General features: G+C 43.4%; 21 protein-coding genes. 11 read left to right on the top strand and 10 right to left on the bottom strand.

The window, feature by feature from the left end:
* The first annotated feature begins 12 nt into the window (after positions 1-12).
* The 4 genes from JMA39_RS01330 (at position 13) to JMA39_RS01345 (ending at position 2,516) form a co-directional block, all read left to right on the top strand.
* A complete protein-coding gene (locus tag JMA39_RS01330; RefSeq protein ID WP_202720041.1) occupies positions 13-798 on the top strand; it encodes a DUF1538 domain-containing protein in 786 nt (261 codons plus the stop codon).
* Positions 788-1,138 carry a P-II family nitrogen regulator gene (locus JMA39_RS01335; RefSeq protein WP_012276765.1) on the top strand — a complete coding sequence of 117 codons (351 nt, stop codon included), beginning with the start codon at positions 788-790 and terminating at the stop codon, positions 1,136-1,138. Before JMA39_RS01330 ends, JMA39_RS01335 begins: the two co-directional genes overlap by 11 nt.
* The gene (locus tag JMA39_RS01340; protein ID WP_202720042.1) at positions 1,135-1,542 is read left to right on the top strand and encodes a CBS domain-containing protein; all 408 of its coding nucleotides are present in this window, start codon (positions 1,135-1,137) and stop codon (positions 1,540-1,542) included. Before JMA39_RS01335 ends, JMA39_RS01340 begins: the two co-directional genes overlap by 4 nt.
* Before the next feature lie 164 nt (positions 1,543-1,706).
* Positions 1,707-2,516, top strand: a complete 810-nt coding sequence (locus JMA39_RS01345; protein WP_202720043.1) for a RecX family transcriptional regulator — start codon at positions 1,707-1,709, stop codon at positions 2,514-2,516.
* A 406-nt stretch (positions 2,517-2,922) separates the two neighbouring features.
* On the opposite strand, the gene JMA39_RS01350 is transcribed toward JMA39_RS01345, so the two are convergent.
* Positions 2,923-3,357: a hypothetical protein gene (locus tag JMA39_RS01350; protein WP_237732526.1), complete on the bottom strand. Its 435-nt coding sequence runs from the start codon at positions 3,355-3,357 to the stop codon at positions 2,923-2,925.
* A 532-nt stretch (positions 3,358-3,889) separates the two neighbouring features.
* Here JMA39_RS01350 and JMA39_RS01355 point away from each other — a divergent pair.
* The gene (locus JMA39_RS01355; protein ID WP_202720044.1) at positions 3,890-4,441 is read left to right on the top strand and encodes a YbhB/YbcL family Raf kinase inhibitor-like protein; all 552 of its coding nucleotides are present in this window, start codon (positions 3,890-3,892) and stop codon (positions 4,439-4,441) included.
* Between the two features lie 98 nt (positions 4,442-4,539).
* Here JMA39_RS01355 and JMA39_RS01360 read toward each other — a convergent pair whose 3' ends face one another.
* The 3 genes from JMA39_RS01360 to JMA39_RS01370 form a co-directional block, all read right to left on the bottom strand.
* A complete protein-coding gene (locus JMA39_RS01360; protein ID WP_202720045.1) occupies positions 4,540-4,896 on the bottom strand; it encodes a glutathione S-transferase N-terminal domain-containing protein in 357 nt (118 codons plus the stop codon).
* Between the two features lie 88 nt (positions 4,897-4,984).
* A complete protein-coding gene (locus JMA39_RS01365; protein ID WP_202720046.1) occupies positions 4,985-5,629 on the bottom strand; it encodes a Type 1 glutamine amidotransferase-like domain-containing protein in 645 nt (214 codons plus the stop codon).
* A gap of 195 nt (positions 5,630-5,824) precedes the next feature.
* The gene (locus JMA39_RS01370; RefSeq protein ID WP_202720047.1) at positions 5,825-8,953 is read right to left on the bottom strand and encodes a DUF748 domain-containing protein; all 3,129 of its coding nucleotides are present in this window, start codon (positions 8,951-8,953) and stop codon (positions 5,825-5,827) included.
* A gap of 364 nt (positions 8,954-9,317) precedes the next feature.
* On the opposite strand from JMA39_RS01370, the gene JMA39_RS01375 reads away from it, so the two are divergent.
* The 3 genes from JMA39_RS01375 to JMA39_RS01385 all read left to right on the top strand — a co-directional run bounded on the left by JMA39_RS01375 (position 9,318) and on the right by JMA39_RS01385 (position 10,943).
* Positions 9,318-10,025 (top strand): DUF445 domain-containing protein, encoded by a 708-nt coding sequence (locus JMA39_RS01375; RefSeq protein ID WP_202720048.1) that lies wholly within the window; start codon positions 9,318-9,320, stop codon positions 10,023-10,025.
* Between the two features lie 178 nt (positions 10,026-10,203).
* Positions 10,204-10,560: a VOC family protein gene (locus JMA39_RS01380; protein WP_202720049.1), complete on the top strand. Its 357-nt coding sequence runs from the start codon at positions 10,204-10,206 to the stop codon at positions 10,558-10,560.
* A gap of 41 nt (positions 10,561-10,601) precedes the next feature.
* A complete protein-coding gene (locus JMA39_RS01385) occupies positions 10,602-10,943 on the top strand; it encodes a 5-carboxymethyl-2-hydroxymuconate Delta-isomerase (RefSeq protein ID WP_202720050.1) in 342 nt (113 codons plus the stop codon).
* 93 nt (positions 10,944-11,036) lie between these two features.
* Here the strand turns inward: JMA39_RS01385 and asnB are convergent, their stop codons facing one another.
* On the bottom strand, positions 11,037-12,701 hold the full coding sequence (gene asnB, locus JMA39_RS01390; RefSeq protein WP_202720051.1) for an asparagine synthase B: 1,665 nt from the start codon (positions 12,699-12,701) through the stop codon (positions 11,037-11,039).
* Positions 12,702-13,114: 413 nt separating this feature from the next.
* Positions 13,115-14,803 (bottom strand): M28 family metallopeptidase, encoded by a 1,689-nt coding sequence (locus JMA39_RS01395; protein ID WP_202720052.1) that lies wholly within the window; start codon positions 14,801-14,803, stop codon positions 13,115-13,117.
* A gap of 456 nt (positions 14,804-15,259) precedes the next feature.
* Here JMA39_RS01395 and JMA39_RS01400 point away from each other — a divergent pair, with 456 nt between their 5' ends.
* Together JMA39_RS01400 and JMA39_RS01405 are read left to right on the top strand one after the other, a co-directional pair.
* Positions 15,260-17,233: a tetratricopeptide repeat-containing diguanylate cyclase gene (locus tag JMA39_RS01400; protein ID WP_202720053.1), complete on the top strand. Its 1,974-nt coding sequence runs from the start codon at positions 15,260-15,262 to the stop codon at positions 17,231-17,233.
* Positions 17,234-17,358: 125 nt separating this feature from the next.
* Complete coding sequence (locus tag JMA39_RS01405; protein ID WP_202720054.1) at positions 17,359-18,897, top strand: DUF1254 domain-containing protein; 1,539 nt, start codon at positions 17,359-17,361, stop codon at positions 18,895-18,897.
* 404 nt (positions 18,898-19,301) lie between these two features.
* On the opposite strand, the gene kch is transcribed toward JMA39_RS01405, so the two are convergent.
* The 3 genes from kch to purM form a co-directional block, all read right to left on the bottom strand.
* Positions 19,302-20,516, bottom strand: coding sequence for a voltage-gated potassium channel protein (kch, locus tag JMA39_RS01410; protein WP_237732528.1), 1,215 nt, complete (start codon positions 20,514-20,516; stop codon positions 19,302-19,304).
* Between the two features lie 381 nt (positions 20,517-20,897).
* Positions 20,898-21,542: a phosphoribosylglycinamide formyltransferase gene (gene purN, locus JMA39_RS01415; RefSeq protein WP_202720055.1), complete on the bottom strand. Its 645-nt coding sequence runs from the start codon at positions 21,540-21,542 to the stop codon at positions 20,898-20,900.
* Positions 21,542-22,582 (bottom strand): phosphoribosylformylglycinamidine cyclo-ligase, encoded by a 1,041-nt coding sequence (purM, locus tag JMA39_RS01420; RefSeq protein ID WP_202720056.1) that lies wholly within the window; start codon positions 22,580-22,582, stop codon positions 21,542-21,544. The genes purN and purM overlap by 1 nt, the downstream gene beginning before the upstream one ends.
* A 221-nt stretch (positions 22,583-22,803) precedes the next feature.
* Here purM and upp point away from each other — a divergent pair, with 221 nt between their 5' ends.
* Positions 22,804-23,430: a uracil phosphoribosyltransferase gene (gene upp, locus JMA39_RS01425; protein ID WP_202720057.1), complete on the top strand. Its 627-nt coding sequence runs from the start codon at positions 22,804-22,806 to the stop codon at positions 23,428-23,430.
* Between the two features lie 77 nt (positions 23,431-23,507).
* Here the strand turns inward: upp and JMA39_RS01430 are convergent, their stop codons facing one another.
* On the bottom strand, positions 23,508-24,827 hold the full coding sequence (locus JMA39_RS01430; protein ID WP_202720058.1) for a Na+/H+ antiporter family protein: 1,320 nt from the start codon (positions 24,825-24,827) through the stop codon (positions 23,508-23,510).
* Positions 24,828-25,054: the final 227 nt, after the last annotated feature.

A 25,054-nucleotide genomic window follows, 5' to 3' on the forward strand; every position in this document is an offset into this window, starting at 1 on the left:
GGGAGTGCTTTAATGGATATGTTGCAGCAACTGCTTGATACTTTGCTGATCACCATACGTGATGTTGTCCCCATTGCGATCATTCTATTTGGCTTTCAGCTTGGCGTGCTGAGAAGACCCGTGGCGAATTGGCGCCGCGTAGCTGCTGGCTTTGTCTATGTCATTTTAGGGCTAAGCTTTTTCTTAGTGGGTCTTGAGATGGCGCTATTTCCGATAGGTGAGAGTATGGCTGAGCAGCTCACCTCCCATGAGTTTATCCATGAAGATGATCTTGAAAATACCGTTAATGGCTGGCAGGACTATTATTGGGTCTATATTTTTGCGGCGGCGATAGGCTTTAGTACAACCATTGCTGAGCCATCCTTGATTGCGGTTGCCATTAAAGCTAATCAGGTTTCTGGTGGCACCATCAGCATTCAGGGTTTGCGCATTTCGGTGGCTATCGGTGTTGCCTTTGGTATCGCATTAGGCTGTTTTCGTATCGTTGTGGGCGATCCTATTCATTACTACATTATGGCGGGCTATGTATTGGTGGTGATCCAGACTTTTTACGCGCCTAAAACCATAGTGCCACTGGCCTATGACTCAGGTGGAGTGACTACCTCCACCGTAACCGTGCCGTTAGTGGCAGCCTTAGGTTTGGGGCTTGCCACCAATGTGGATGGTCGTAACCCGTTAATTGATGGCTTTGGCCTTATCGCCTTTGCCAGCTTATTTCCGATGATCACTGTGATGGGCTATGCCCAGTTAGTGGAACTTAAGAATAAAACCCAAAAGGAGCGAGATAATGCGCTTTAAACTGATCTTGGTGTTTATTGATGACGCCTGTACCGACTCGATTCTTGATGCTGCACGCAGTAAAGGAGCGACGGGAGCGACTGTGATTAATCATGCGCGCGGTGAAGGTTTGAATAAACAGAAAACCTTTATGGGTCTGTCTTTAGACGTGCAGCGTGATGTGGTGCTGCTACTGGTTGAAGAGCACCTATGTCGAGCGATTTTAGAAACTGTCAGTGAAGTGGGCGGCTTTGATAGTGATTCGGGTAAAGGTATTGCCATTCAAATTGATGTGGAAGACGCCGTAGGGGTTGCCCACCAAGTACAAAAACTAACTCATGATATTGAGGATCAAATATGAAGACTGAAAATCTGGTAAGAAATCATGATGTCATGAGTCAAGATTACGCCATGATCGATGGCCTGCAAACCGTGGCTGAGGCCATTGAACACGCAGTGAAAAGCAGGGTGAATGTGCTGTTTGTTAATAAGCGCCATGCCGATGATGAGTTCGGTATGGTATTGATGAGTGACATTGCCAAGAAGGTGCTGGCGCAGGATAGATCGCCCGAGAGAGTCAACGTTTATGAGATCATGGTCAAGCCTGTACTATGTGTCCCCGGCACGATGGATGTGCGTTACAGTGCGCGGCTATTTGAGCGTTTCGGCATTACCAAGGCTCCAGTGATAGAGAGCGGTAAGATAGCCGGTTTGGTAAGTTACCACGACATAGTACTCAAAGGCATGATCAATAAGGTGAGCTAGTCTTTTGTAAATAGGCGCTGAGTTAGGGTTAATTCGGCGCCTGTTACTACTAAGCTGTTAGCTCAGACTTATTCTTCCCTCTTATTCCTTACACTTTATTCTTTAAGAGAGCTGTATTCTGCTACACTGGCTCTGGTTATTTTTCAATTTAAGCTCAATTTGTTATGCAGCGCCCACCACTACGTCAAGCCAAAACCATCGATAATGTATTTAATAGTGCCTATTGGCATCTGAGCCAGCAAGACTTCACCATTAATGAAATTCGCAGCAAGCTTGAGCGAAAAACCGAAAACCAAGAGTGGATCGATACGGTACTCGCGAGGCTGATAGAGAGTGGCTATCTAAAAAATGATTTTGACTTTGCTGTACGCTATTGCGAGCTGGCTTTTAGTCATGAGTTGGGGGCCGGCGCAATAAGGCGCAAGTTACAACGGCGCGGTGTATCCCTTACTGAGATTGACTGCGCGATAGAGCGGGTGATGGATGAGCAAAATATCGATAGTTATAAGATGGCAACGTCTAGACTCCTTGGTCGATATGATAACTTTCATGGTACTAATAAAGAGAAAGTCTACGCTCAGATGACCACAAAAGGTTTTTCTCGAGTAGAGATTGAGCACGCCTTATCACTACATCCGATGCGTGACACGCTACGTAGTAAATTGGCCATCAAGGCAGATAAAGTCGACTTAAGCCGTGAAATAATCAAGTTACATAACAAAGGCAAAGGGCAAACTTTGATTGAGCAGGAGCTTAAGCAGCGACAGATCGATTTGAGCGACTTTGAAGACACTTTGCACCAATTGACACTCGTAGGTGAAGTCGATTTTTATCAAAGCTGCAAAGATGAGTTAACTAAAAAGCGTTATGACTTATCGGACTATAAAGAAAAGTCTAAAGCCTACGCCTACTTATCCCGTAAAGGGTTTAGCAGTGATGAGATCAAAGAAGCGATGAGCCCAGATGATGAGTAATACCAATCAGTATAAGAAGTTGATCTACTCAGAACGTTTTTGGCAAACTAATTCAAGGCGAATAACTGAAAGAATGGTTGCTCCCTTGTGAAGTTGTTCAACGCAGAAGTAGGCAGCTAAAAACGCTCCAGAATGGCGAGTTTTAGCGGCTCTGATACTGTGACTCTTAAGGAACAAGAGGGAGCTTAAACGTAGAATAACTATGCTCTTCACTCGTTGCAAACCACATGGTCTTGTATGTTCCAGACATACATAAGACATTTCCTCCATCCATGGAGGTCAGATGTGGTGAATGTCATTAATGCAGGAGCATTTAATTACCTTGTCTCAGTGCCGCTAAACTCTCGCTGAGCGACCAAATCTTTATACTGATTGGTATAATGTAATAGAATAATCACTTACGATCTTATATTGAGTAGTCGTTATGTTGGTTTAACCACAGCTTGCTCATATGGCGTAGTAGTTTGTTGTTCTTTTCGGCTTGGTATTTATCATTTAGTTTTGTATTTAGTGTGGGGCTCGGTACGCTTCTATCGATAAGGTGATGGAAAATTGTCGAAAATAACTCCGACATGCAGGCTTCATACTCATCGCTAGCATATAGCCGCTCCCAATGGATCCTGGTCTGTTCGGAAAAACTCAGAGCTAACAAGTCAATATCTTGGGAGTATTTTTTAATTTGCTCCGTGCCCATACAGTGTTCTTTGAGCAAAGATAAGAAAAGATCGAGACACTCTCCTCGAGGAATAACATCAAATGATTCGCCAATGCGCCGGGCTTTATGCTTTTTTCTCGAAATCATCTCAATAACCTGAGTGTGGTACCCCTCAAATTTATCCATGATGAGTCGATCGAGTATTCGCCCTCTAGTAGACGATTTATGTTGAAGGTTTCAATGAACTTGGCCATAGAAGTAGGCTGCATTTAATTTTTCGATGAGTGATGTGGCTATTTTTATTCCGATGTCATTAGGTAAGGCGTTGGCTTTCATGACCTTGTCTATGCCAAGCGCGATATAGCAATCGAAGTGTGCCGGAAGCTTGCCTTTACAAGAAATGTGCTGGGACCTTTTTTGAACATTTCAAATTGATTACTCCATCCTTGAGTACCGAAATTATTCTTTTCTAAAGCTATAATACATAGCTTGGTTTCCGTCAAATAATCACTATTTGGAACACTATCTTGCGCAATCAAAGATGTGGCTATACTCTAAAGGTGCAGGTTAATATCGGTAAATGATATATTAAGTCGTTATTTTATTCTTGCTGGTTAGGTGTTTATGGCAATTTAAACTATAAGGGCGCTATCATTTTTCCTACTATGCTTATAGCATAGTGACGTAGACATTAATCAAATCAATATAGGTAGAATATATGAGATTCAATAAAGTCGTGTTATTCGCTGCATGTAGTTTATTTGCATTTTCTAGTCAGGCGATAGAGCTAAATAGTACCAGTGTCACTGAAGGTAAGACGCTTAAAAATGCCCAATTATTTAATCAATGGGGTTGTACAGGAGAGAATGTCTCTCCTGAGCTCAGTTGGAGTGATGTCCCTGCTGGGACTAAAAGTTTTGCTGTGACAATGTATGACCCTGATGCGCCTACTGGTAGCGGCTGGTGGCATTGGATGGTTGTTAACTTGCCTGCAAGCACTCAGAGTTTGCCTGCTAACTCGGGTCTAGAGGGAGGGGCGAATCTTCCTAAAGGGGCAAGTATGGTCTCTAATGACTTCGGCTTTAAAGGCTTTGGTGGTGGCTGCCCTCCTGAAGGTGCTGCACCACATAATTACCAAGTCACGGTTTATGCACTAGACGTTGCCCATCTAGAATTACCAGAAAATGGAACTGCTGCGCTGGCGGGATACAATATCTATCAGCACCTTTTAGGCAAGGCCGTACTGACTGCGCCGACGAATGCTAGGTAGTTTATAGCAGAGTGGGCCTGATATAGAGTGAAGTCGGGTTTAATTGATATGAAAAAGGCAGCATTTTTATGCTGCCTTTTGCTTAAACTAGGCTTTGCTTATGCAAAATTTTTATCGAGGAAGTTGATGATCTCTGATGATTCATACATCCAAGTAGACTGACCATTTTCTTCAATCTTCATGCAAGGAACCTGCAACTTTCCACCACCATTTAGTAATGTACTTTTGTGCGGCTCTTGCTTAGCATCGAGTGTGATGATGTTTAAGCCTTGGCGACGCAGTGAGCGACGAACCTTAACGCAAAACGGGCACGCCCTATACTCGTAAATAGTCATGTTACTGGTTGCGTTGTCGATTCTTTGTTGCTCTTCTTGTGGGCGCTTTAGTTTTTTAGGTGCAAAAACAAAGTTTAAAAACAAAATGATACGGCCTAATACCCAACGAATAATAAACATTAACTACCTCTGATATATTGATACTCGCGCAGATTTTAACTCAAGTGTTACAGGGTTGAAAGTATTGAGTAAATAACCGTTTTCATTTTTACTGCAAATGCCACTGACAATCTCCGAGTTGTTCAACTTTATCAGTAATTAATAGCAGACTGGCATCATCTGGGCATAAACAGACTTGCTGCTTGAATGGTGCTAACTGTTGTTGAAATCGCTCACTCTGTAGTAGTGCTTGGTTAATATGGGGGCTAAACATAAAGTCCACTAGATTAAGTGCAATTAAATCATCGAGTTCACAGTGGTTGATATCGCCACAGAGACTGGCACTGGCAATCGAGGGGGTCATTATCATCGCTCCTGCGCTGACGCCGACAAGACCACCGCCATTAATGGCATATTGGCGCAGAACTGGTAGCAGCTTTCTATGTTTAAGACCCTTTAAGAAGCGGTAAGTATCGCCACCAGATAGATGAATGGCATCGCAGCTTAACAAGTGATCAAGAGCACTTTGAGAAAATCCAGCCTCTAGTTCGAGATAAACGCTGAGTTCGGCACCGAGCACTTGATACATTTGCTGAGCTTGTTGAAAGAATTCTCGATGTGGGTCGGGCTGTGATGCAATATAGCCAACCCTTAGCGGCGAGTGTTTGTCGACCTTTACGAGTGATTGGAGTAATACATTAAGCGCCATTTGGCCATTTTTGGTACTAGGGTCACTCAGTAGGGCGAGTTTCATGGTTCACTCCTTTGAACGTTTTACCAGTGAGATGAATTAAATCCATATTTCATGGATATTTGTGCATAAGCTTATACCGATTGGTATTAATTCAGTTTAATTACAAAAGTAGAAAAGACGCTATTTTTAAGCATAAAAAAGCACACTAACATAAGTGTGCCTTCTGTGGCTTGTATGCTTAGCCCTGAGATAAGTTTATTTTGCTGCTGACAAGGTTAGCAAAGCTTGGCTTGCGCCTGTATTAAGCTCCACGCGGCTATCGAGCAGGAAAATTCTTTGTGGTGCGATATGTTCCTTTTCGATTAAGTAACTTTTGACTGCTGTTGCGCGCGTTTGTGCTAGCTTTCCTAGAGCCTCTTCGGTGACACGCTGGGCTCCTAAAGTAAAGTTATACAGGGCTATGTGCCAACGCTGAGATAGTTGTTCATCGGTTAGCTTCTCTTTCCCTTGATGTTCTGCTGCTATTTTATCTTTTATAGCCTGAGCCGAGCTGCTAAATTCAGTTTCATAGAGTTTAATGAGTGCATCAGATAGCGGCCCTGATGTTGGGAAGCTACTTGGTGAAAGAACTGCTGGAAGCGCAGTGAGATCAAGCTTAGCAGTTTGGGCTATTTTACGCTTAAGCTGTTGCTCACTGAGTGCGTGACTGTCTTTAAGCATGTTAACGCCACCCTCAATATTGAGGGTAAGCATAGGTCTGTCATTCAGTCCTTTGGCTAATTTGTCTAAGGTTTCCTGCTCTGTACCATCAAGAGTCGCACTGCCTGCTGCAAAATTGATCTTATCGAGTTCTCCTTCATTGGCGCCAAGCAAATTAGCGAGCAGACTAAACGGCGCGGTTACCGCTTTGGTGATCACGTTGGTAAAGGCGGTCATCACTATGCTGCCTATGCTAAAACTTGGATCGTCAACATCCCCGGAAACCTGCAGGCCAAGATCAATCACACCGTGTCTGTCTTGCAGTAGGGCAATGGCTAAGGTGACTGGTAAGGTTGTAGCTAGACTGCTATCACTAGGTTTACCGAGCTTTAGTTGGTCGATGACTAAGTGATTTTCGCCGACGAGCTGGCTGTTATCGAGTTTATAGTTAAGGTCGAGTGATAATAGCCCTTTATCTATATAATAGCCTGCGTAGGTGCCAGAGTAGGGGTTGACTGAGGTGAGCTCTAGATGTTTAAAGCTAAGGTCTAAATCTAAGTAGGGCTGTTCAAGTAATGGGTTGATATCGCCTTTTAGGGTAACAGGTGCGTAGCGATCGATTTTACCTGTGATATCCACCGATGCGGTTTGCTTACTGTTTGAGGAGAGCTTGCTGATCTGACCGTCTAAATGCACAATACTCGCCGCAAAATTAGGCGTTAAAGAGTTATCGGCGAAGAAGGTTGAGCCTTGTTTAAAAGTGATTTTGTTGATAGTTAATGCCAATGGTTTAGCTGCAGGCTTCTGAGCCTGAGCTTGAACGTTTTCACTGATTTGTTTCGTTGAAACGCGGGCTGTGACCGCTTTGGATTTTTGCTCCTTTGGGTCTGCAGCAGATTTAACAATCAGATCACCGATATTGGTACTCTTATCTTTGGCGATAATGATACGACCATAGGGCTGGTTAAGGGTTACGTGGTCGATCTCGAGGCGGCTATCCAGCTTGTCGAATGCTAAGTGGTTGACTTCTAGCGCTTTCCACTTGAGTAACTCTTTTTTCTGCACAGTATCTTTAATCAGTAGATCGTTAATCGCTAGGTTACCGATATAGCTTAACTGCTCGGTTTTAGCATCGATTACCAGCTCCCCCTGAGTATTGAAGTCACCTTGTTTAAGCTCGATATTCACATAAGGTTTCAGGTAGTCACGTATTTGTGGCAGGGCAAACTCGGCAACAGATACCTTGGCGCTCACTAACTGTTTTAATGTATCTATGCTGCCGCTAGATTTAACAACCCCCTTTTGGTTGATGTTGAGCGACAGTTGATAGTCTATGGGCTTGGCAAGGCTTGCCTCTATTGCACCAGTGATGAGTTCAATGTCGTCTATCTGCCAAAGGGTGTTTTTGGTCACCAGCTGCTCAGTGAGGTTGACTTGATAATCCTTAAGATTGATCCCCTTAAGCACAGCCGTCCAGCTGGTTTTACTTTGCTCTTGGCCTTGGTTGTCGCTTGTGTCGGTTGCTGCTTGTGTTGTGGGAGTTGTGTTAGCTTTGTGCGCTGGGGCGCCTGATTCACCTAATGGTGTGAATAGCGTGGCAAGATTGACGCCGTCTTTATTAATTTTAGCATTAAGCACCAAGCCATTAGTATCTAAGGTTTCTGCAGTAACTGTTTGCTGTTGTAGATTGAAGGCGATGCCTTTAAGAGCAATCATGGGCAGCTTGATTATCGACTGTTTCTGGTAATCAAAGTTAATATCATCGAGTTTGACTAGCCCAAGGTCGGTGGTGACTTCGAGTTTGTCGTCTTGCATCTGTAACTGATAATTGCTCGATAGGCTCAAACGTCCAGAGGTAAGGTCAGGCGCGAAATGTTCAGAGATAAACGACCAGAACTGTGGCAGCCGTATGTCGTTCAATTGCACATCGCCGACAATGTTAAGGGGAGCTAGCTGGACTAGACCTTGAGTTGCGATTTTACCACCTTGACGGCCGACTACATTCATCGAGTAGTGATTGGTTTTTTGTTGATCGCCTAAGTTTTCTAGCGCTGTTTTTATGGCGTACTCTGAATCGAAAAACTTAACGTTAAGGTTTAGATCTGAGTAGTGTAGTTGGCTATTAGTGACCTGATCTATAAAGCTTAAGTCGGCATTTACGATAGCGAGGTTGGAGATGATAAAATGCGGAATGACAGTTGTTTTTGTTGACTCCTCGCTGGTTTTCTCTTTGGTACGACTCGCCAATGTGCTGATAATATCTGAGAAGTTAAAGCGCAAGGTTTGCGGTGATTTTATACGCTCAACATTAATTGCTGGATTTGATAATGTGATGTCGGCAACGCTAAATGCACCATTAAAAATCGAGTCCCAAAATTGGTATTCAAATGTGAGTTGCTTAAAGCCGATAAAGGGCTGGTTATTGGTTTCGTGAAGCTCGAAGTTATCAATAGCGACTTCTAGGGTAAAAGGATTAATCTTTACTTGCTCTAAGGTTACGGGTCGCTGCAGTAATTCAGATAGTTGCTTAGGCACTTGCTTAACAACAAGATAGGGAACTAAAAGACCTAAAAGCGCGGTAAAGCTAAAGTAAATGGCAGAAAGTATGATGAGCATGCGCTGGTATCTAGGGCGCTGCTGATAGCCATTGAGTATAGGTTTAAGTAAATTTTTGATAAAAGACATACTGACCTTCGTCGAATTAAATGTGGCAGAGTGTTTATCGGTTTAACGGAAGCTTAGTGTGAGCCTGTTAAAGTGTGATACACCTATTTCAATTTTAGCCTTATTATCATTGAAATGGGCCTTGTATCATATGGTTTTGGCTTATTTTATGAAAATAGTTGTTACCGATAAATGGTGTGTGGGGCTTAATAGGGGAAACCTTCTTTAAAACAAATGGTTAGATATCACTCTTGTTGATGGCCTTGTTGTGTGTTTAATGAGCAATTTGTAGCGTTAAGCTAAATCGATAACAGTCAGCCTATTGCCTAGGGTCTTTCTTGATTGATACCATAGCGCGTTTTCAATTTTGCTCTGGGGAATTAGCTTGAATAAGAGTGTTATCACCAATTTGCTTGCTGCCATTCTTGTTGCAGTGGGCTATTTTTTTGCCTTGCCGATCGTATTAACAGTGGGGTTATTTGCGCTATCGGGTGCAGTGACCAACTGGCTCGCTATCCATATGCTGTTTGAAAAGGTGCCGGGCTTATATGGCTCAGGTGTCGTGCCTTCACGCTTTGAGGAGTTTAAAGCGGCGATTGCTCATCTTATGATGAAGCAGTTTTTTACTGAGGAAAATATTGATCGTTTCCTATCTGAGAAAGGCGGCATGGAAAAGCAGTTAAATCTGCAGCCTGTTATTGAGAAAATTGATCTTTCACCTGCATTTGATGCACTTGTTACCACTGTGTCGCAATCCTCTTTTGGTGGTATGTTGGCTATGTTTGGCGGCACTGATGCCATAACGCCACTACGTGAACCTTTCATTGAAAAAATGAAAAGTTCCTTGAGTGAAATAGCCCAAGGTGATGATTTTTACGAGTTACTAAAAGCCGAACTTGAGCAACCCAATATGATTGCCGATATGCGTGCCAAAGTTGAAGAGATTGTGACTCAAAGACTCGATGAGTTAACACCACAACTTGTTAAAGAGATAGTGCAGGAGATGATCCGAGAGCACCTTGGTTGGTTAGTCGTCTGGGGCGGCGTGTTTGGTGGATTGATAGGTTTAGCGGCAGCGCTTATTCAAGGCTAAATCGTTAATGATGAAAATATATGAAATAGGGAGCTAAGGCTCCCTTTTTTATACCGAGAAACTTGAGGTTTGATATTAAGTGTCATGAGTAATCCATTTATCTAGGTGCTGTTATCTGTAGTTGGATATGTTTTAATCACCAAAGGGTGGAATGAAAACGGCTTCACAGGAGTGACATATGCTGCAAACTCAACATCATAGTATTAATTATCTGGAGATCCCTGTTAGGGAGCTCGATAAGACTAAGACATTTTTTAATCAAGTCTTTGGTTGGGAGTTTGTCGATTACGGCCCTGACTACAGTTGCTTTGTCGATGTGGGTATTACGGGGGGATTCTTTGTTAGTGACAAGTCATTTACCACGGGAGCAGGCTGCCCATTAATTGTGATTTACTCTCAAACGCTCGAAGCGTCACAAGCTAACGTTGTGCAAGCGGGAGGAAAGATCTGCAAAGCTATCTTTTCTTTTCCCGGTGGACGGCGATTCCACTTTCTCGATCCTAATGGTAATGAATATGCCGTCTGGTCTGAATAAACGCCTATTATCCTTTATCACTAGCAATGAGAAAGTTGCATATGCCCCATTGTACGATTGAGTATTCCGCACCATTAGCCGATGTTTTATCGATGGAAGCCCTAGTGACCGCGTGTCATCGTGGCCTTGTTGAGTCAGAGTTATTTGAACCTCAGGCTATCAAAACCCGTGCGCATAGCTGTGAATTTTTCAAAGTGGGCGAATCAGATGAGGCAAGTTTTATTCATCTTAATATCGCTATCATGCCTGGCCGCAGCGATGAGCAGAAGTCTTTGTTGCTTGAGCGAGTGTATGATGCCATTGCGCTTATCACTTCTTCGGTCTCGAGTGTCACTATTGAGGTGGTAGATATTAATCAGCACTATTTTAAGGCGATGAATTAACGCAGAGCCTTGTATTTCAGTCGCTTAATATAAAAAAAAGCCACTCAAAAGAGTGGCTTTCTTAACTAGGCTACTATGACTCATCTACTCTGGCTAGTACGCGCTGTCGTGTACCGATTGCACCGCGCGGCCCGATGGGTCGATGATCCCCTGTAGGCTCGCATCCCAAGCAAGGGCTTCAGGAGTTGAGCAGGCAACCGACTTACCGCCAGGTACTGTTTCTGCTGCAGTAGGCAGTGGGAACAACTCCTCGAAGAAAGTACGGTAGAAGTAGGCTTCTTTGGTTTCAGGCGTGTTGTATGGGAATCTAAACTTAGCGTTGGCTAATTGTAGATCGTCCACCTTCTCTGCGGCGTGTTCTTTAAGACCATCGATCCAAGAGTAACCAACACCGTCACTGAACTGCTCTTTTTGACGCCAAGCTACTTCTTTAGGCAATTTGTGTTCAAAGGCCTCACGTAAAATGTGCTTCTCAATCTTGCCGTTCTTAGACATTTTTGCGTCAGGGTTGGTACGCATCGCCACATCCATAAACTCTTTATCTAAGAAAGGTACGCGAGCCTCAAGACCCCAAGCTGCCATCGCTTTGTTAGCGCGTAGGCAATCGAATAGGTGTAGCTTGTCTAGCTTACGCACGAGTTCTTCGTGGAAAGCTTGAGCGTTCGGTGCCTTATGGAAGTATAGGTAACCACCAAATAGCTCATCGGCACCTTCGCCTGATAACACCATTTTAATGCCCATGGCTTTAATCTTACGTGCCATCAAGTACATCGGCGTTGCAGCGCGGATGGTGGTGACGTCGTAAGTTTCAAGGTGATAAATTACGTCTTTAATCGCATCAATACCGTCTTGGAAGGTAAAGGTGATCTCGTGGTGAATGGTGCCAATAGCATCGGCAACCTTTTGTGCAGCGACTAAATCTGGCGCACCTTCGAGGCCAACGGCAAATGAGTGAAGCTGTGGCCACCAGGCGTTGCTCTCACCATCATCTTCAATGCGGCGCTTAGCAAAGGTTTGGGTGATAGCTGAAATCACAGAGGAGTCGAGTCCACCGGATAGCAATACGCCGTAGGGGACGTCAGACATCAACTGGCGCTTAACAGCAGCTTCCAGTGCCTCTCGTACCTCTTCAGCGCTGGCAGGGTTATCTTGCACTGCGGTAAATTCGCGCCAGTCACGTTGATAATAATGCGATAACTCGGCCTGTTCACTAGAAAGATAGTGACCAGGGGTAAAGGTTTCTACCGTTTTACACACAGGCATCAGTGCTTTCATCTCTGATGCAACGTAGAAGTTACCTTCAGCATCTCGGCCAGTGTACAACGGGATAATTCCCATATGGTCGCGACCAACGAGGTAGGTATCACGCGCCTTATCGTAAAGTACGAAGGCAAAAATACCGTTGAGCTTATCTAAAAACTCGGTGCCGTATTCTTGATATAGTGCCAAGATCACTTCGCAGTCTGAGTTTGTTTGGTAACTGTACTTATCGCCAAGTTCGGCCTTAAGTTCTTTGTGGTTGTAGATCTCACCGTTGACGGCTAATACGATAGATTCATCTTGGCTAAGTAGTGGCTGTGCGCCATGCTCGATATCAACGATGGCCAAACGTTCATGAGCCAATATGGCTTTATCACTGCTGTAAATGCCAGACCAATCTGGGCCGCGATGGCGTAGAAGTTTGGACATCTCTAGAGCGACTTGGCGCAGTGGCGTCGCGTCAGATTGAATATCTAAAATTGCAAAAATTGAACACATAGGTCACTCCAAAAAAATTCTGTCTTAAACTCAATTGAGTATTACTCTGCCATCGAAAATTTAATAATTCAAACTTGTTTTTGATGAATCGTCTGTATTTTTGTGTTTTCACTGGTGTAAGTTCTGTTTTTTTGGTTTAAAAAATAAGTTTTATTTAATTTTTAGTGTGGTTTTGTGTGGATTGTTTATTTTGAAGGTGTTTAAGTACGTTAGGGATTGGAGAATTATCAATGACAACCGTTTAAAACTGCTTTGGCAGAATTAGTCGAAAAATTTCAGCTTTTAGATTGAATACTGAACGAAATAACCACCGTTAGGAGAAGTTTGCAGCTGATTGTATTAAGGGATAACAAAAAAAACGCCGACTCGTAATGTGTGAGTCGGCGTGTTGGAAAACATTATTTCATTGTTCGTCAGAAGTTGGTGAGTTGCTTGCTCTTCTGGACGCTTTGTTGGTTTGGCTGTTTTTCTTGTGCTGGGCGCAGTGCGTTAAACTCTGTGCCTTTGTAGTAGCCGGGCCAGTCGCGGTTGTTACCTAATACGAAGGCGGCTTGGTAGAAGATGGCGAGATCTTCCAGCGCGCCAGATAGATCCCAATCTTCGCGATACTCATCACAGACATTGTGATAGCAGCCTTTCATTTTCAGTTTCATCTGTGCCTTATATTGTGCGGTAGCCTCGTCTACAGGCTCACTACCGCCCCCTGCAAACACGGCGGGTACCCCTTCTTTGGCGAAGCTGAAATGATCTGAGCGGAAAAAACCGCCGGATTCGGGATATTTCTCACGTTTAGCGGTGCGGTTTTGACTCTTGAGGGCGTCTACTAGATAGTTTTCTAGCTCAGATTTACCTTTGCCTACGATGGTGTAGTCGGTGGTACGACCGTAAATATTAGTGCTGTCTAAGTTAAATACCGCCACGCTCTTATCGAGAGGGTAGATAGGGTTGGCTGCGTAATAACGAGAACCTAATAGTCCTTGTTCTTCGCCTGTCGTGGCGATAAAGGTCAGCGAGCGGGCGAGTGGATGGCCGTTGTTAGCTTGCTCGGCAAACTGGCGTGCAATTTCCAATATTCCGGCGGTGCCAGAGGCGTTATCTAGGGCACCATTGTAGATCTGATCGCCATCTTTGCTGGCATCGACACCAATATGATCCCAATGAGCGGTAAATAGGATATGTTCATCTGGACGGCTACTACCGGGCAAGGTCGCTACGACATTGTAGCTATTGGCATACTCCGCTTGATTTTCAAAGGCAATAGAGGCGGTTTGGTTCAGTGGTAGATTGATGGCGCTGGCGGCAGCACGGTCAGAAATCGTTGCTAATGACAAACCTGATCTATCAAATAGCTCTGTGGCGACATCATAGGTGATCCAACCTTCGACTTTTACCCGCTCCGTTTGTTCGGGTTCGCTACGAACTAGATCTTGTTGAGCGCCGCTCCAACTGTTCTCCACAACAGACCAAGGATAAGAAGCTGGCTTCGTATCGTGAATGATAATAGCGCCTAGGGCGCCTTGGCGACTGGCTTCCTCGAACTTATAGTTCCAGCGACCATAGTAGGTCATGGCTTTACCGTTAAACTTGCCTGAATCGGGCCGTGAAAAGCCTGGATCATTGACTAGGATCACTGCTATTTTTCCGTGCATATCTATATCTTGGTAATCGTTCCATTGATACTCTGGCGCGTTAATGCCGTATCCGACAAATACCAGCGGTGCCTTATTGATATCGACCTTAGCAATATCATGACGACTGCCTAAAACCACATCTTGTCGATGTTTAAGCTGCAGCTCTCCCAATCGAATTACCTGCTGCTCCGATGCGGTATAACTCACCATTGGTACAGCCTGGAGGTAATCTTTGCCGTTTGGTTTCTCTAAACCCATTTGTGTGAACGCATTACTTAGGTAATCCAGTGTCAGCTGTTCACCCTTTGTCGTCGGAGCGCGACCTTCAAATTCATCTGAAGCAAGGGTTTTAATGTCTTGGCGAAAGCGAGCTTCATCGAAGGTGACATCGCTTGGATTGCTTATATTACTTGGATGTTGGCTGCAAGCACTCAGCAAGGTGAGTACACAAAGAGGTAAAATCGAACGCATAGATAGGTCCTATTATTATTGTTTTAGACTTTTTAGCAGAATTTATGATGGCGGAAGAATACCCCCTATGGCAAGAGGGCGAGCTGAAAATCCCTTGGTAAAAATGTTACTTAATATTGCATGAGTAATAACTCAGTTAAAGCTTGGTTTAATAGATTATTCGCCACATTAGTCATCTAAACTAATTGGGCCGACAGCTAACGGTGCTATCTTCCGTATCATCACTTAATAGAGTGAATATGACTCAAAATAAGGTTATATGTTTGAGTTGATATTGTTGGTGGTAATTGATTAATTGTTATAATTTGATTGACCTTAACGATATTTAAGATACTGTGTCTTTATCGACTCAATTATGAAGGTAGATAGCTACTAACATTATGTTTTACATCCCTAATATAGGTTTGTAAACCCTAGGTTGTGTTGCCACTTTTATACAAAATCAGTGATACTCTTATGGAAAAGTTTATTACGTTTTTTATCTTTTTGGTACTGACATGCAGCTCATTTGCAGTGAATGCGGCTGAATTTTCACCACTAGATACCATCGGAAAGTTGAGCAATGGCCAGCGGATCTTGGCTTTGCTTAATGACAAAACCCTCGATACGGCCTATAAACGCCAACAATTGATGCAAGAGATCCCCAAAGAACAGGCACAGTTGTCTGCCTATTATGCATTTGCCTATTATCGCATTTTACATGACATAGAGATGTCAAATGGCTCTCCTAAGGCTGCAGAGCTAGCGATATCAAAGATGTTATCTGTGGGGCAAAGACTAAATGAAATTTGGCTAATTGCCGAAGCGAAAATGTGGCAGGCGACTTTTGCCGTTAAACAGAGTCGCTTTGATGATGGATTGACCTTAGTTGATGAAGCGATTCGTTTATCGAAGGCCGCTAATTTCGACCACTTAACTGGGCGTGCTTTTAATACCAAGGGGGCGCTTTATTATTTTCAAGATCAGTACTATGTCGCACTTGAATATTATTTGAAAGCCCTCGATATCTTTAGAGTACAACCAGAAGATCCTTATGTTAGCAAGGTACTGTCTAATGTTGCGGTTATCTATGTTGATCTTCAGCAGTGGGATAAAGCTTGGGACTCTAATAATGAGGCGTTAGCGCATGTTGACCAGTATGGCGGTAGCTATGAGCAATTCAGTGTCTTTAACAACAATGCCGCTTTTATATTAGAGCAGTTAGGTAGGGTTAGTGAGAGTAAGCCCTATTTGATCGCTGCCCAGAAAAATGCTGAGTTAAGTGGTAATTTGAACGTGAAGATGAATACCAAGATCTCTTGGGCTCATTACTACCTTTCGATAGGACAGTATCAGTCGGCTGCTGATTTAGGTCGAGAGTGTGTCGCACTCGCCTCCGTTAATCGCTACCTGCTACTTGAAAGTGACTGTAGCAGAATATTAGCTAAGGCGTTGGTTAATTTAGGATTGGTTGATGATGCGCTCGTGGCGCTAACAAAGAGTGAGGCCTTGTATCGTCAGATTGGTACACGTGCAGGGTTAGCTGATACCTATAACACCTATACCCTCGCTTTTGAGGCGCTGGGGGATTACAAAACCGCATTGCTTTATCAGCGTAAGGCTAACGAAGAAGATAAAGCTTTGTTGTTCGATAGACGAGCCCAAATGAGTCTTGAGCTGAGTAAAAGTTATCAAGAGAAATATCGTCAACAAGAGCTGGCAGTGTTAAAAGCTGAGAACGATGCGCAAGACGCCCACCTTGCGGAGCAGCAACTTCGTGAAGAGCTACTTTTCGTTATTATTCTCGTTGGTATCATTTTCATTTCTTTACTAATAAAAAAACGCTATGGCTTGGAAAGCGATAATAAGCATCTACAAAGCTCTAATCGGGAACTATATAAGCAGTCCAACCTCGACACCTTAACGGGCCTGTATAATCGTCGCTACTTCTTAGACTATTTAGCCCAGCAAGGGCAACTATCAACATCGAAAGACACTAGAATGTGTTTGGCCATTATCGATATTGACCACTTTAAGAGGGTCAATGACACCTATGGCCATGATATGGGGGATGAAGTACTAGTTAGGGTTGGACAACTGATCCAGAGCAAAACTCGTGAAGATGACCTGCTTATTCGCTGGGTCGGTGAAGAATTTATTCTGTTGCTATGTTGGCCTGAGGCATCCAGTCCTAAATCTGCGAAAGTGCTATCTAACTATTTTGAGCGTATTCGTCAGGCGATCGCCGATACCATTATTGAGGTTGAAGAGCAGCAGTTGCATTTAACCGTTTCGATTGGAGTGGGACAGCCATTAGATGCACGCACCTTAGTCGATTCCTGGCAGCGAGTGCTTGATGGTGCCGATAAGGCGCTCTATCTCGCTAAGAGACTGGGGCGAAACCGTGTGGTGCTAGCTCAGGAAGCATCACTTTCATTGGGAAGTGATTGAAGGTAAGTAATAAAGTAACAATGCTTTAGCTACTAGCCTAGAGGCAAGGTTTCGTATTGACCAGCTTTTATTCAGCTCATAGTCTGTAAGCTGAAGGAATTATAGTGCAATGAAAAAGGAAGATAATGAATACCAAACTTGAGTTCAAATCAGCCGTAGCATCTATCGCTCTATTACTGGGAATGTCATCACCGTTAGTGGCAGCAGAAGCTCCCACTCCTGGTTATAATAACAAGATCCCTGCGAGTATTATGACTCCCAATAAGGTTGAGACGAGTATCGGCACATTGGAGTTTCATGATGGAGCGCCGACAGTTAAAACCAGCCGTAAAATCTATGATAACCTCAATACTATTCGTGCAACTGAAACCTTTTTAAATGCGATCCCTATGGCTTCGGTGGAAGCACTGCGAATTGGACATGAAAACCTTGGGATAACTCAATCAAATCAAGTGTTACTGTTCGATAAATTAATGGACTCAAATCCACTTTTCTTAACGGGTAATACTGACACGGTTTACGCATCAGCGTTTTTAGATCTTAAACGTGATGGTCCGACGGTCGTCGAGGTTCCAGCAGGAATGGGACCAACGACCGTAAATGACGCTTTTTTTCGCTTTGTAACCGATATGGGGATTGTAGGCCCCGATAAAGGTAAGGGCGGTAAGTACCTGGTTTTGCCTCCTGGATACAAAGGAGAAGTGCCAAAAGGCTACTTTGTCTCTGAGTCAACAAGCTATACCAATTGGTTTATTGCACGTGGATTTCTCAAAGATGGCAAGACAGATTCTGCTGTTCAAGCGTTTAAGCAACACCTAAAAATTTATCCTCTGGCCAAGCAGACTCAGCCGCCAAAAATGGTGTTTAAGTCAGGTAGTGGCTTAGAGTTTAATACGGTTCATGCCAATGATTTTCACTTCTTCAAAGAGATCCAACCTGTTTTGGAGAAGGAGCCAGTGTCCTTTATTGACCCTGAGCTTCGCGGCTTGATGGCGAGTATTGGTATTCAAAAGGGTAAGCCTTTTGCGCCGGATGAACACATGACTGAGCTACTCTCTGACGGTGTCGCTATCGGTAACGCCACAGCAAGATCCCTGATGTTTCAACCACAAGATGATAGTGTTTACGTCTATCCCAACAGGCTTTGGAAAACGGCCTTTATTGGCGGTGACTATCGTTGGTTAATCGATGACGGTGAGGGGGGACGTAATTTGGATGCCCGTACCTATTTCTTCTATATGGCGACAGTCAATACTCCGGCAATGGCGCTTAAGCTTATCGGCAAGGGATCGCAATATGCAATGCTGGACAAGTCAAAAGACTCGGCGTACCTGAGCGGTAGCAAGACCTATAAACTGAATATCCCTGCCAATGTACCCGCAAAAAACTTCTGGTCGATAGTGGCTTACGATACGCAAACTCGCTCGGAGTTGCAGACGGGACAGCAGTTCCCAAGTCGTAATAATCAGCGTGATGATTTGGCCCAAAACGCTGATGGTTCTGTGGATATTTACTTCGGTCCAAATGCGCCAGAGGGGAAAGAGAGTAACTGGATCCAAACGGTACCCAATAAAGGCTGGTTTATCTTGCTACGCCTCTATGGTCCTTTGGAAACTTGGTTTGATAAGAGTTGGCAACCCGGTGATATTGTTGAAATTAAGTAGAGGGATCAATAGAAGGGTATCGGTAGAATAAATACTAAAGTAGCATATGGTGCTTGGTTATAATGCTTGCACTTTATGTTACTTTTTTAGCATTACTTCTAGAATAATACGCTTCTTAGCTCTGAAGTGATCTCAGTGAGATAGCGAGTTGTTGGGCGGTAATCAATTTTAAAAGCTTCTCACCGAGGTATTTTCATACGGTTATGTGGATAGCCGGATTATCAGGTATATCAGAAGGCAAATGCACTAGTAGTGATAAAGTAAAGCTGCATAACTTTTATACCCAAAAAAACTAAACCCCAAGTTGCAAGTGCTAACTTGGGGTAAGAACTCGACGTAACTGATAACGCCCACACCGAGCTTTAATCAACAGAAGTTGTTTACTCTATAATTTCAGCCGAGTGCTATAAATTAGTTTTTGATGGTATACCATGAGCAGAGTTGAGAAGTAGTTCTGCTAAATCATTATTATCCATCGTTTCTCCATTTAGCATGCGTGCCAGAACTTCACTACCAAACAGCTGTGGCGACAGTAATACATCAGGCTGCACCCTTTGTATTTTAGATAAATTTTTACTGTCATTGACTATAATCACTGTCTTCGCATTAGCACTTAAGTCTTTAGCCGATAACACGATAAAAGCATTATCAGCATCATTATCAGTTAATGCTAAGATAGCTCGACATTGCTCTAAGCCAGCTTGTTTTAATACGGCTGTGTCGCTACTGTCACCGGAGATAATATCAAATTTCCCCTCTAAGCTTTGTTCAATAATCTCGAACTCATCACTGGGTCTTACTGTGATAATCGTGACGGCTAATCCGCGCTGATGTAGTTTAATTATGGTATTTGTCGCCATGGCTGACGTACCACAAACAATAAAGTGATCGGCTCTTTTCATGGTGTGTTTTTTTCCTTGTATAAGTTTGCTTAAACCATCTCTAATGAAAGGCCCAAAAATAGTACTCACGGATGTTGCAAACACGGCAATTCCGGCAATAATCATCGAAATAGTGAAGAGCCTTGCGGTTTCTGTCACGGGCAAAATATCGCCATAACCCACAGTGGTCATCGTCACCATGGCAAAATAAAATGCCATACTTAAGTCAGTTATTTTTGGCGAAAAACCGTCACCAAAATACAAGCTACCATACGTCGAGTAGATGATTAGAATGACAAAGCTGATGATTGAGACAATCCCTGCTGCAGTTGCACTACTGCGATTGAAATCTCGACTTTGGAACAATAATAAGATAATGCTGAAGCTACAGAAAACGATATTTAATAGTAGATTAGAATAATAATGTACTGTAAAAACTAAGGTCGTTAGCAGTAGTACAAGGCTCATTACCCAAGCGATACGTGCACGAAACAATAAACCGATTGAGTTCAGCAGTAAAAATGCCCCAAGCATAAACCAAGGTGCATTAGTGAGTACTGTAAAATCAATATCTGCAAGGTGTGAGAGCTGCTGTGGGCTAAATACCTGAGCCGACATTCCGTAAACGGTTTTAAATATCAACAAGCTATTAAGCAGTACTGTGATAGCACTGAGCTTGTATCGCTGATGCTGCCAAATTAGCAGACTTTTATGACGCCACTCATTGAATGTTATCAAAACGAACTTAGCCTAGGTTGTCTATAAGAGTTAGTGTGCAAGTTTAGTGTATACATGTTGCGCGTATATGCTGTGCTGGTGTGATCACAACAGCTTTGTGTACGATTATAGAATAAACAGCTGAATTTTCAGGTTTAGTTTCTTATCTGTATCTGTGGTACCAGAGTAACAGATGTTTTCATCGTTTAAAATGAGCTCTCATATTTTAAGTTATTATCACAATCGGTAAGCCTAAGTCACTTAAATGGTATTAGTCACTTAAATGGTATTAATCGCTTAAGTAGTATGAGTTGTGCAGATTTAGTGAGGTGTCTTAAGTACGGGCAATAAAAAAGGCACCCATAGGTGCCCTTTGTATGCTGTTATATTTTCTGAAACAGATTAGTCAGCTGCATAGCCATTGATTGCTAATACTTGACCATCAAGCATTGCAACGCCATCAACCATAGCAAGACGTTTCTGGCTGAACCATTTCACCACTAGTGGATAAATGGCGTGCTCCTGTTCATGAACACGTTCAGCTAATGTATCTGCTGTGTCGTCTTCATAAACTGGCACTTTAGCTTGTAAGATGACTGGGCCTGCATCGAGCTCTGGCGTCACAAAGTGTACGCTAGCACCGTGCTCAGGATCTTTTGCATCGATTGCACGTTGATGTGTGTGTAGTCCAGTATATTTAGGTAAGAGCGAAGGGTGGATGTTGACCATCTTGCCTTCAAAACGCTGAACGAATTCATCACTTAAAATACGCATAAAGCCAGCCAACACGATAAGATCGGGTTGGTACTTTTCAATCGCATTCAGAAGTCTTGCGTCGTACTCTTGTCTTGTTTCGCCGGTGTGAGCTATCACGCAGCTGGTATCAATCTCATTTTGGTGGGCACGAATCAATCCATAGGCGTCGGGCTTATTACTGATCACACCGACTACTTCGGCTTGCAGGTTATCATCACAGCCATCGATAATGGCTTGTAAATTACTGCCATTACCTGAAATTAATACTAAAACGCGACAACTCTGGGGCATTACAGGATCTCCACTTGCTCTTCTTCGCCGTTACGCTTGGCAATGTTTCCGATTAACCATGCGTTTTCGCCTTCTGCTTTTAGCAATTCTAAGGCTGAATCGACTTTATCAGCTGGTAGGGCGATAACCATACCAACGCCACAGTTGAAGGTGCGGTACATTTCAAATTCAGAAATGTTGCCGTTTTCCATCAACCAGTTAAACACGACTGGCCACTGCCAAGAGTCGCTGTTCACCACTGCTTTACAGTCTTCAGGCAGTACGCGTGGGATGTTTTCCCAGAATCCACCACCTGTAATGTGCGACATTGCATGAACATCATGTTGTTCAAGCAATTTAAGCAGTGACTTTACATAAATTTTTGTAGGTTCTAATAAATGGTCAATCAGTGGCTTACCCGCAAGCTCTAGCTCTGGATCAGCTTTGCTTACTTCTAATACTTTGCGGATAAGTGAGAAACCATTTGAATGAGGGCCGCTTGACGCGAGTGCGATAAGTGCATCACCGTCTTGCACCTTAGTGCCGTCGATGATCTCTTCTTTTTCAACGACGCCGACGCAGAAACCTGCGAGGTCGTAATCTTCGCCTTCATACATGCCTGGCATTTCAGCAGTTTCGCCGCCGATAAGTGCACAGCCTGATTGGACACAGCCTTCGGCAATCCCTTTAACAACTGCGGTGGCAACTTCAACATCGAGTTTGCCTGTCGCATAGTAATCAAGGAAGAACAGGGGCTCTGCACCTGAAACGATGAGATCGTTTGAACACATGGCGACTAAGTCGACACCAACGTTATCATGCTTTTTAAAATCGATAGCTAGGCGTAACTTGGTGCCAACACCATCAGTACCAGAAACCAGTACTGGATGCTTATACTTAGTTGGTAGCTCACAAAGGGCACCAAAACCACCTAGGTTGCCCATGACTTCTGGACGACGGGTACGTTTTACTGCTGACTTGATGTTGTTAACTAGTGCATTTCCGGCGTCGATATCAACACCTGCATCTTTATAGCTTAGTGGGGTAGTAGGAGTGCTCACGGAGATCCTCTTCGGGTACGGGTATAGATTGTTATAGGATTTTATGCGGCGCCATTCTACCAGCTTGTGGGTAGCGTCGAAAGCTAAGTTTTTCAATAAACTTAGCGACAGAGGTCACGATTTACCGCCTTTTTGAAACTTTAAGTTTGCCTATGCGAACAAATCTACTAAAATCGTTAAAATTTACCGTAAAAAATACGTTAGAAAACTAGGAGAACAAGATGAAAGTCGTTGAAGTTAAACATCCTTTAGTCCGTCATAAAATTGGATTAATGCGCGAAGCTAATATCAGTACCAAGCGTTTTCGCGAACTAGCGGCAGAAGTGGGCAGTTTACTAACTTATGAAGCAACGGCTGACTTTGAAACTGAAAAAGTCACTATCGAAGGTTGGAATGGTCCTGTTGAAATTGAACAGATCAAAGGTAAGAAGGTTACTGTAGTACCAATCTTACGTGCCGGCCTTGGTATGATGGATGGCGTATTAGAGCACGTTCCAAGTGCGCGTATCTCTGTTGTGGGAATTTACCGTGACGAAGAGACACTTGAGCCAGTTCCATACTTTGAAAAACTCGCAAGCAACATGCCTGAGCGTATGGCGTTAGTTGTTGACCCAATGCTTGCGACTGGTGGCTCGATGATCTCTACAATCGACTTACTAAAAGAGCGTGGCTGTACAGCGATTAAAGCACTTGTACTCGTAGCTGCGCCAGAAGGTGTTGCAGCACTTGAGAAAGCACATCCTGATATCGAGCTTTATACAGCGTCAATTGATGACTGCCTAAACGAGCAAGGTTATATCCTACCTGGTCTTGGTGATGCGGGTGATAAGATTTTCGGTACTAAATAAGTTTTAGTCTAAATCGTATAGTAAAAAAGGAGCCAAACGGCTCCTTTTTTGTTTTTATCTTTCTTACATAACTTAGTCTAGAGTACCATTGCGGCAATCCAGCCAAACACTAGCAGTGGAATGTTGTAGTGGATAAAAGTTGGGATAACGCTGTCTTTCATATGGTCATGCTGACCATCAGCATTTAGACCCGCTGTTGGTCCTAAAGTTGACTCAGAAGCTGGTGAGCCTGCGTCCCCAAGTGCTGCAGCAGTACCGACTAAGGCAATCGTTGCTTCAACAGAGAAACCAAAACTCATCGCCAAAGGTACATAGATAGCGGCAATAATCGGGATGGTCGAAAATGATGAGCCAATACCCATAGTAATCAGTAAACCAACCAGTAGCATTAAGAAGGCTGCAAGGGCCTTATTATCACCAATCGCCGTATTCATAATCTCAACTAAGCTGGCGACATCACCAGTGCCCTTAATTACAGCGGCAAAACCAGCAGCAGAGATCATAATAAAGCCAATATTGGCCATCATACGCACGCCTTGGTTGAAGATATCTTGATCGGCAACATGCTTAAGTGCACCGGAAAAGCTGAAAACAATAAAACCTATCAAGGCACCGAAAATCATCGAACCTGTATAGAGTTGAGTCGCTAAGGTCGAAACAACAGCGATGAGTGCGATGATGATATTACGACGATTTAGTCCCTCTTCAGGCTCAGCTTGTAAAATCAATTCCTCTTTATATTCTCTTGGCTTTCTATAAGAGATAAATACGGCAACCAATAAACCAAACAACATGCCCATAGCCGGGATAACCATGGCTGGAGCCACTTGTTGTTGTACCGCGTTTAGATCATTGCTATTTAAGTTCGTTAGCAAAATATCGTAAAGAAAGATGCCGCCAAACCCAACAGGTAACACCATATATGTTGTTACTAAACCGAAGGTAAGTACACAGGCTACTAAGCGACGATCCATTTTTAGCTTAGACATCACATGCAGTAACGGTGGGATCAAAATAGGAATAAAGGCAATGTGGATTGGCAAAATATTTTGCGAGGCGATAGCCATCGATAGAATCGTTAGAAGTAAAGTCCAACGTACACGGTTGTTGTTTGTACTATTTTGCTCTTTGCCTAATAAACTAATGACCTTATTTGAAAGTAACGTGGTCAGGCCCGAATGCGACAAGGCAACGGCAAAAGCGCCGAGTAGGGCATAGCTTAAAGCTATTTGTGCACCTCCACCAAGACCCGTGTTAAAGGCAGCGACCGTTTGGTGCAGATCCATGCCTCCTACAAGCCCTGCGACTAATGCAGAGATGGTAAGTGCAATGACGATATTAACTCTAGCTAAGCTGAGACCTAACATTAGGCATACAGCGATGACAACAGCATTCATTTTAATAGTTTCTTAATTACCTGTAGTTTGGTCGACATTTTTGCCTGTTAACCTACAAAATGTCCAGCATCTAAGCCGTATATCTTGAATTCAATCTGGGTTGTGAATTAGCTGTAGCTAAACATGCAAATAAAGTGTGAATGGTAATGTGAGGATTTGGTGTTATTGTTCAGACTGTAATCGGTTAATTAAATGTTCATTTAAAATGGTGATATTGTTCTCAAATA

The sequence above is a fragment of the Shewanella schlegeliana genome (genome assembly GCF_016765635.1).
Lineage (GTDB): Bacteria > Pseudomonadota > Gammaproteobacteria > Enterobacterales > Shewanellaceae > Shewanella > Shewanella schlegeliana.

Bases quoted from the DNA above. Each gene is read 5' to 3' on its own strand.
- purN (WP_202720055.1), bottom strand. From the start codon at position 21,542: ATGCCCCAGAGTTGTCGCGTTTTAGTATTAATTTCAGGTAATGGCAGT.
- JMA39_RS01340 (WP_202720042.1), top strand. From the start codon at position 1,135: ATGAAGACTGAAAATCTGGTAAGAAATCATGATGTCATGAGTCAAGAT.
- JMA39_RS01350 (WP_237732526.1), bottom strand. From the start codon at position 3,357: ATGGATAAATTTGAGGGGTACCACACTCAGGTTATTGAGATGATTTCG.
- JMA39_RS01405 (WP_202720054.1), top strand. From the start codon at position 17,359: ATGAATACCAAACTTGAGTTCAAATCAGCCGTAGCATCTATCGCTCTA.
- JMA39_RS01430 (WP_202720058.1), bottom strand. From the start codon at position 24,827: ATGAATGCTGTTGTCATCGCTGTATGCCTAATGTTAGGTCTCAGCTTA.
- JMA39_RS01385 (WP_202720050.1), top strand. From the start codon at position 10,602: ATGCCCCATTGTACGATTGAGTATTCCGCACCATTAGCCGATGTTTTA.
- JMA39_RS01400 (WP_202720053.1), top strand. From the start codon at position 15,260: ATGGAAAAGTTTATTACGTTTTTTATCTTTTTGGTACTGACATGCAGC.
- JMA39_RS01345 (WP_202720043.1), top strand. From the start codon at position 1,707: ATGCAGCGCCCACCACTACGTCAAGCCAAAACCATCGATAATGTATTT.
- JMA39_RS01360 (WP_202720045.1), bottom strand. From the start codon at position 4,896: ATGTTTATTATTCGTTGGGTATTAGGCCGTATCATTTTGTTTTTAAAC.
- JMA39_RS01365 (WP_202720046.1), bottom strand. From the start codon at position 5,629: ATGAAACTCGCCCTACTGAGTGACCCTAGTACCAAAAATGGCCAAATG.
- JMA39_RS01330 (WP_202720041.1), top strand. From the start codon at position 13: ATGGATATGTTGCAGCAACTGCTTGATACTTTGCTGATCACCATACGT.
- JMA39_RS01335 (WP_012276765.1), top strand. From the start codon at position 788: ATGCGCTTTAAACTGATCTTGGTGTTTATTGATGACGCCTGTACCGAC.
- JMA39_RS01370 (WP_202720047.1), bottom strand. From the start codon at position 8,953: ATGTCTTTTATCAAAAATTTACTTAAACCTATACTCAATGGCTATCAG.
- JMA39_RS01395 (WP_202720052.1), bottom strand. From the start codon at position 14,803: ATGCGTTCGATTTTACCTCTTTGTGTACTCACCTTGCTGAGTGCTTGC.
- asnB (WP_202720051.1), bottom strand. From the start codon at position 12,701: ATGTGTTCAATTTTTGCAATTTTAGATATTCAATCTGACGCGACGCCA.
- upp (WP_202720057.1), top strand. From the start codon at position 22,804: ATGAAAGTCGTTGAAGTTAAACATCCTTTAGTCCGTCATAAAATTGGA.
- JMA39_RS01355 (WP_202720044.1), top strand. From the start codon at position 3,890: ATGAGATTCAATAAAGTCGTGTTATTCGCTGCATGTAGTTTATTTGCA.
- JMA39_RS01380 (WP_202720049.1), top strand. From the start codon at position 10,204: ATGCTGCAAACTCAACATCATAGTATTAATTATCTGGAGATCCCTGTT.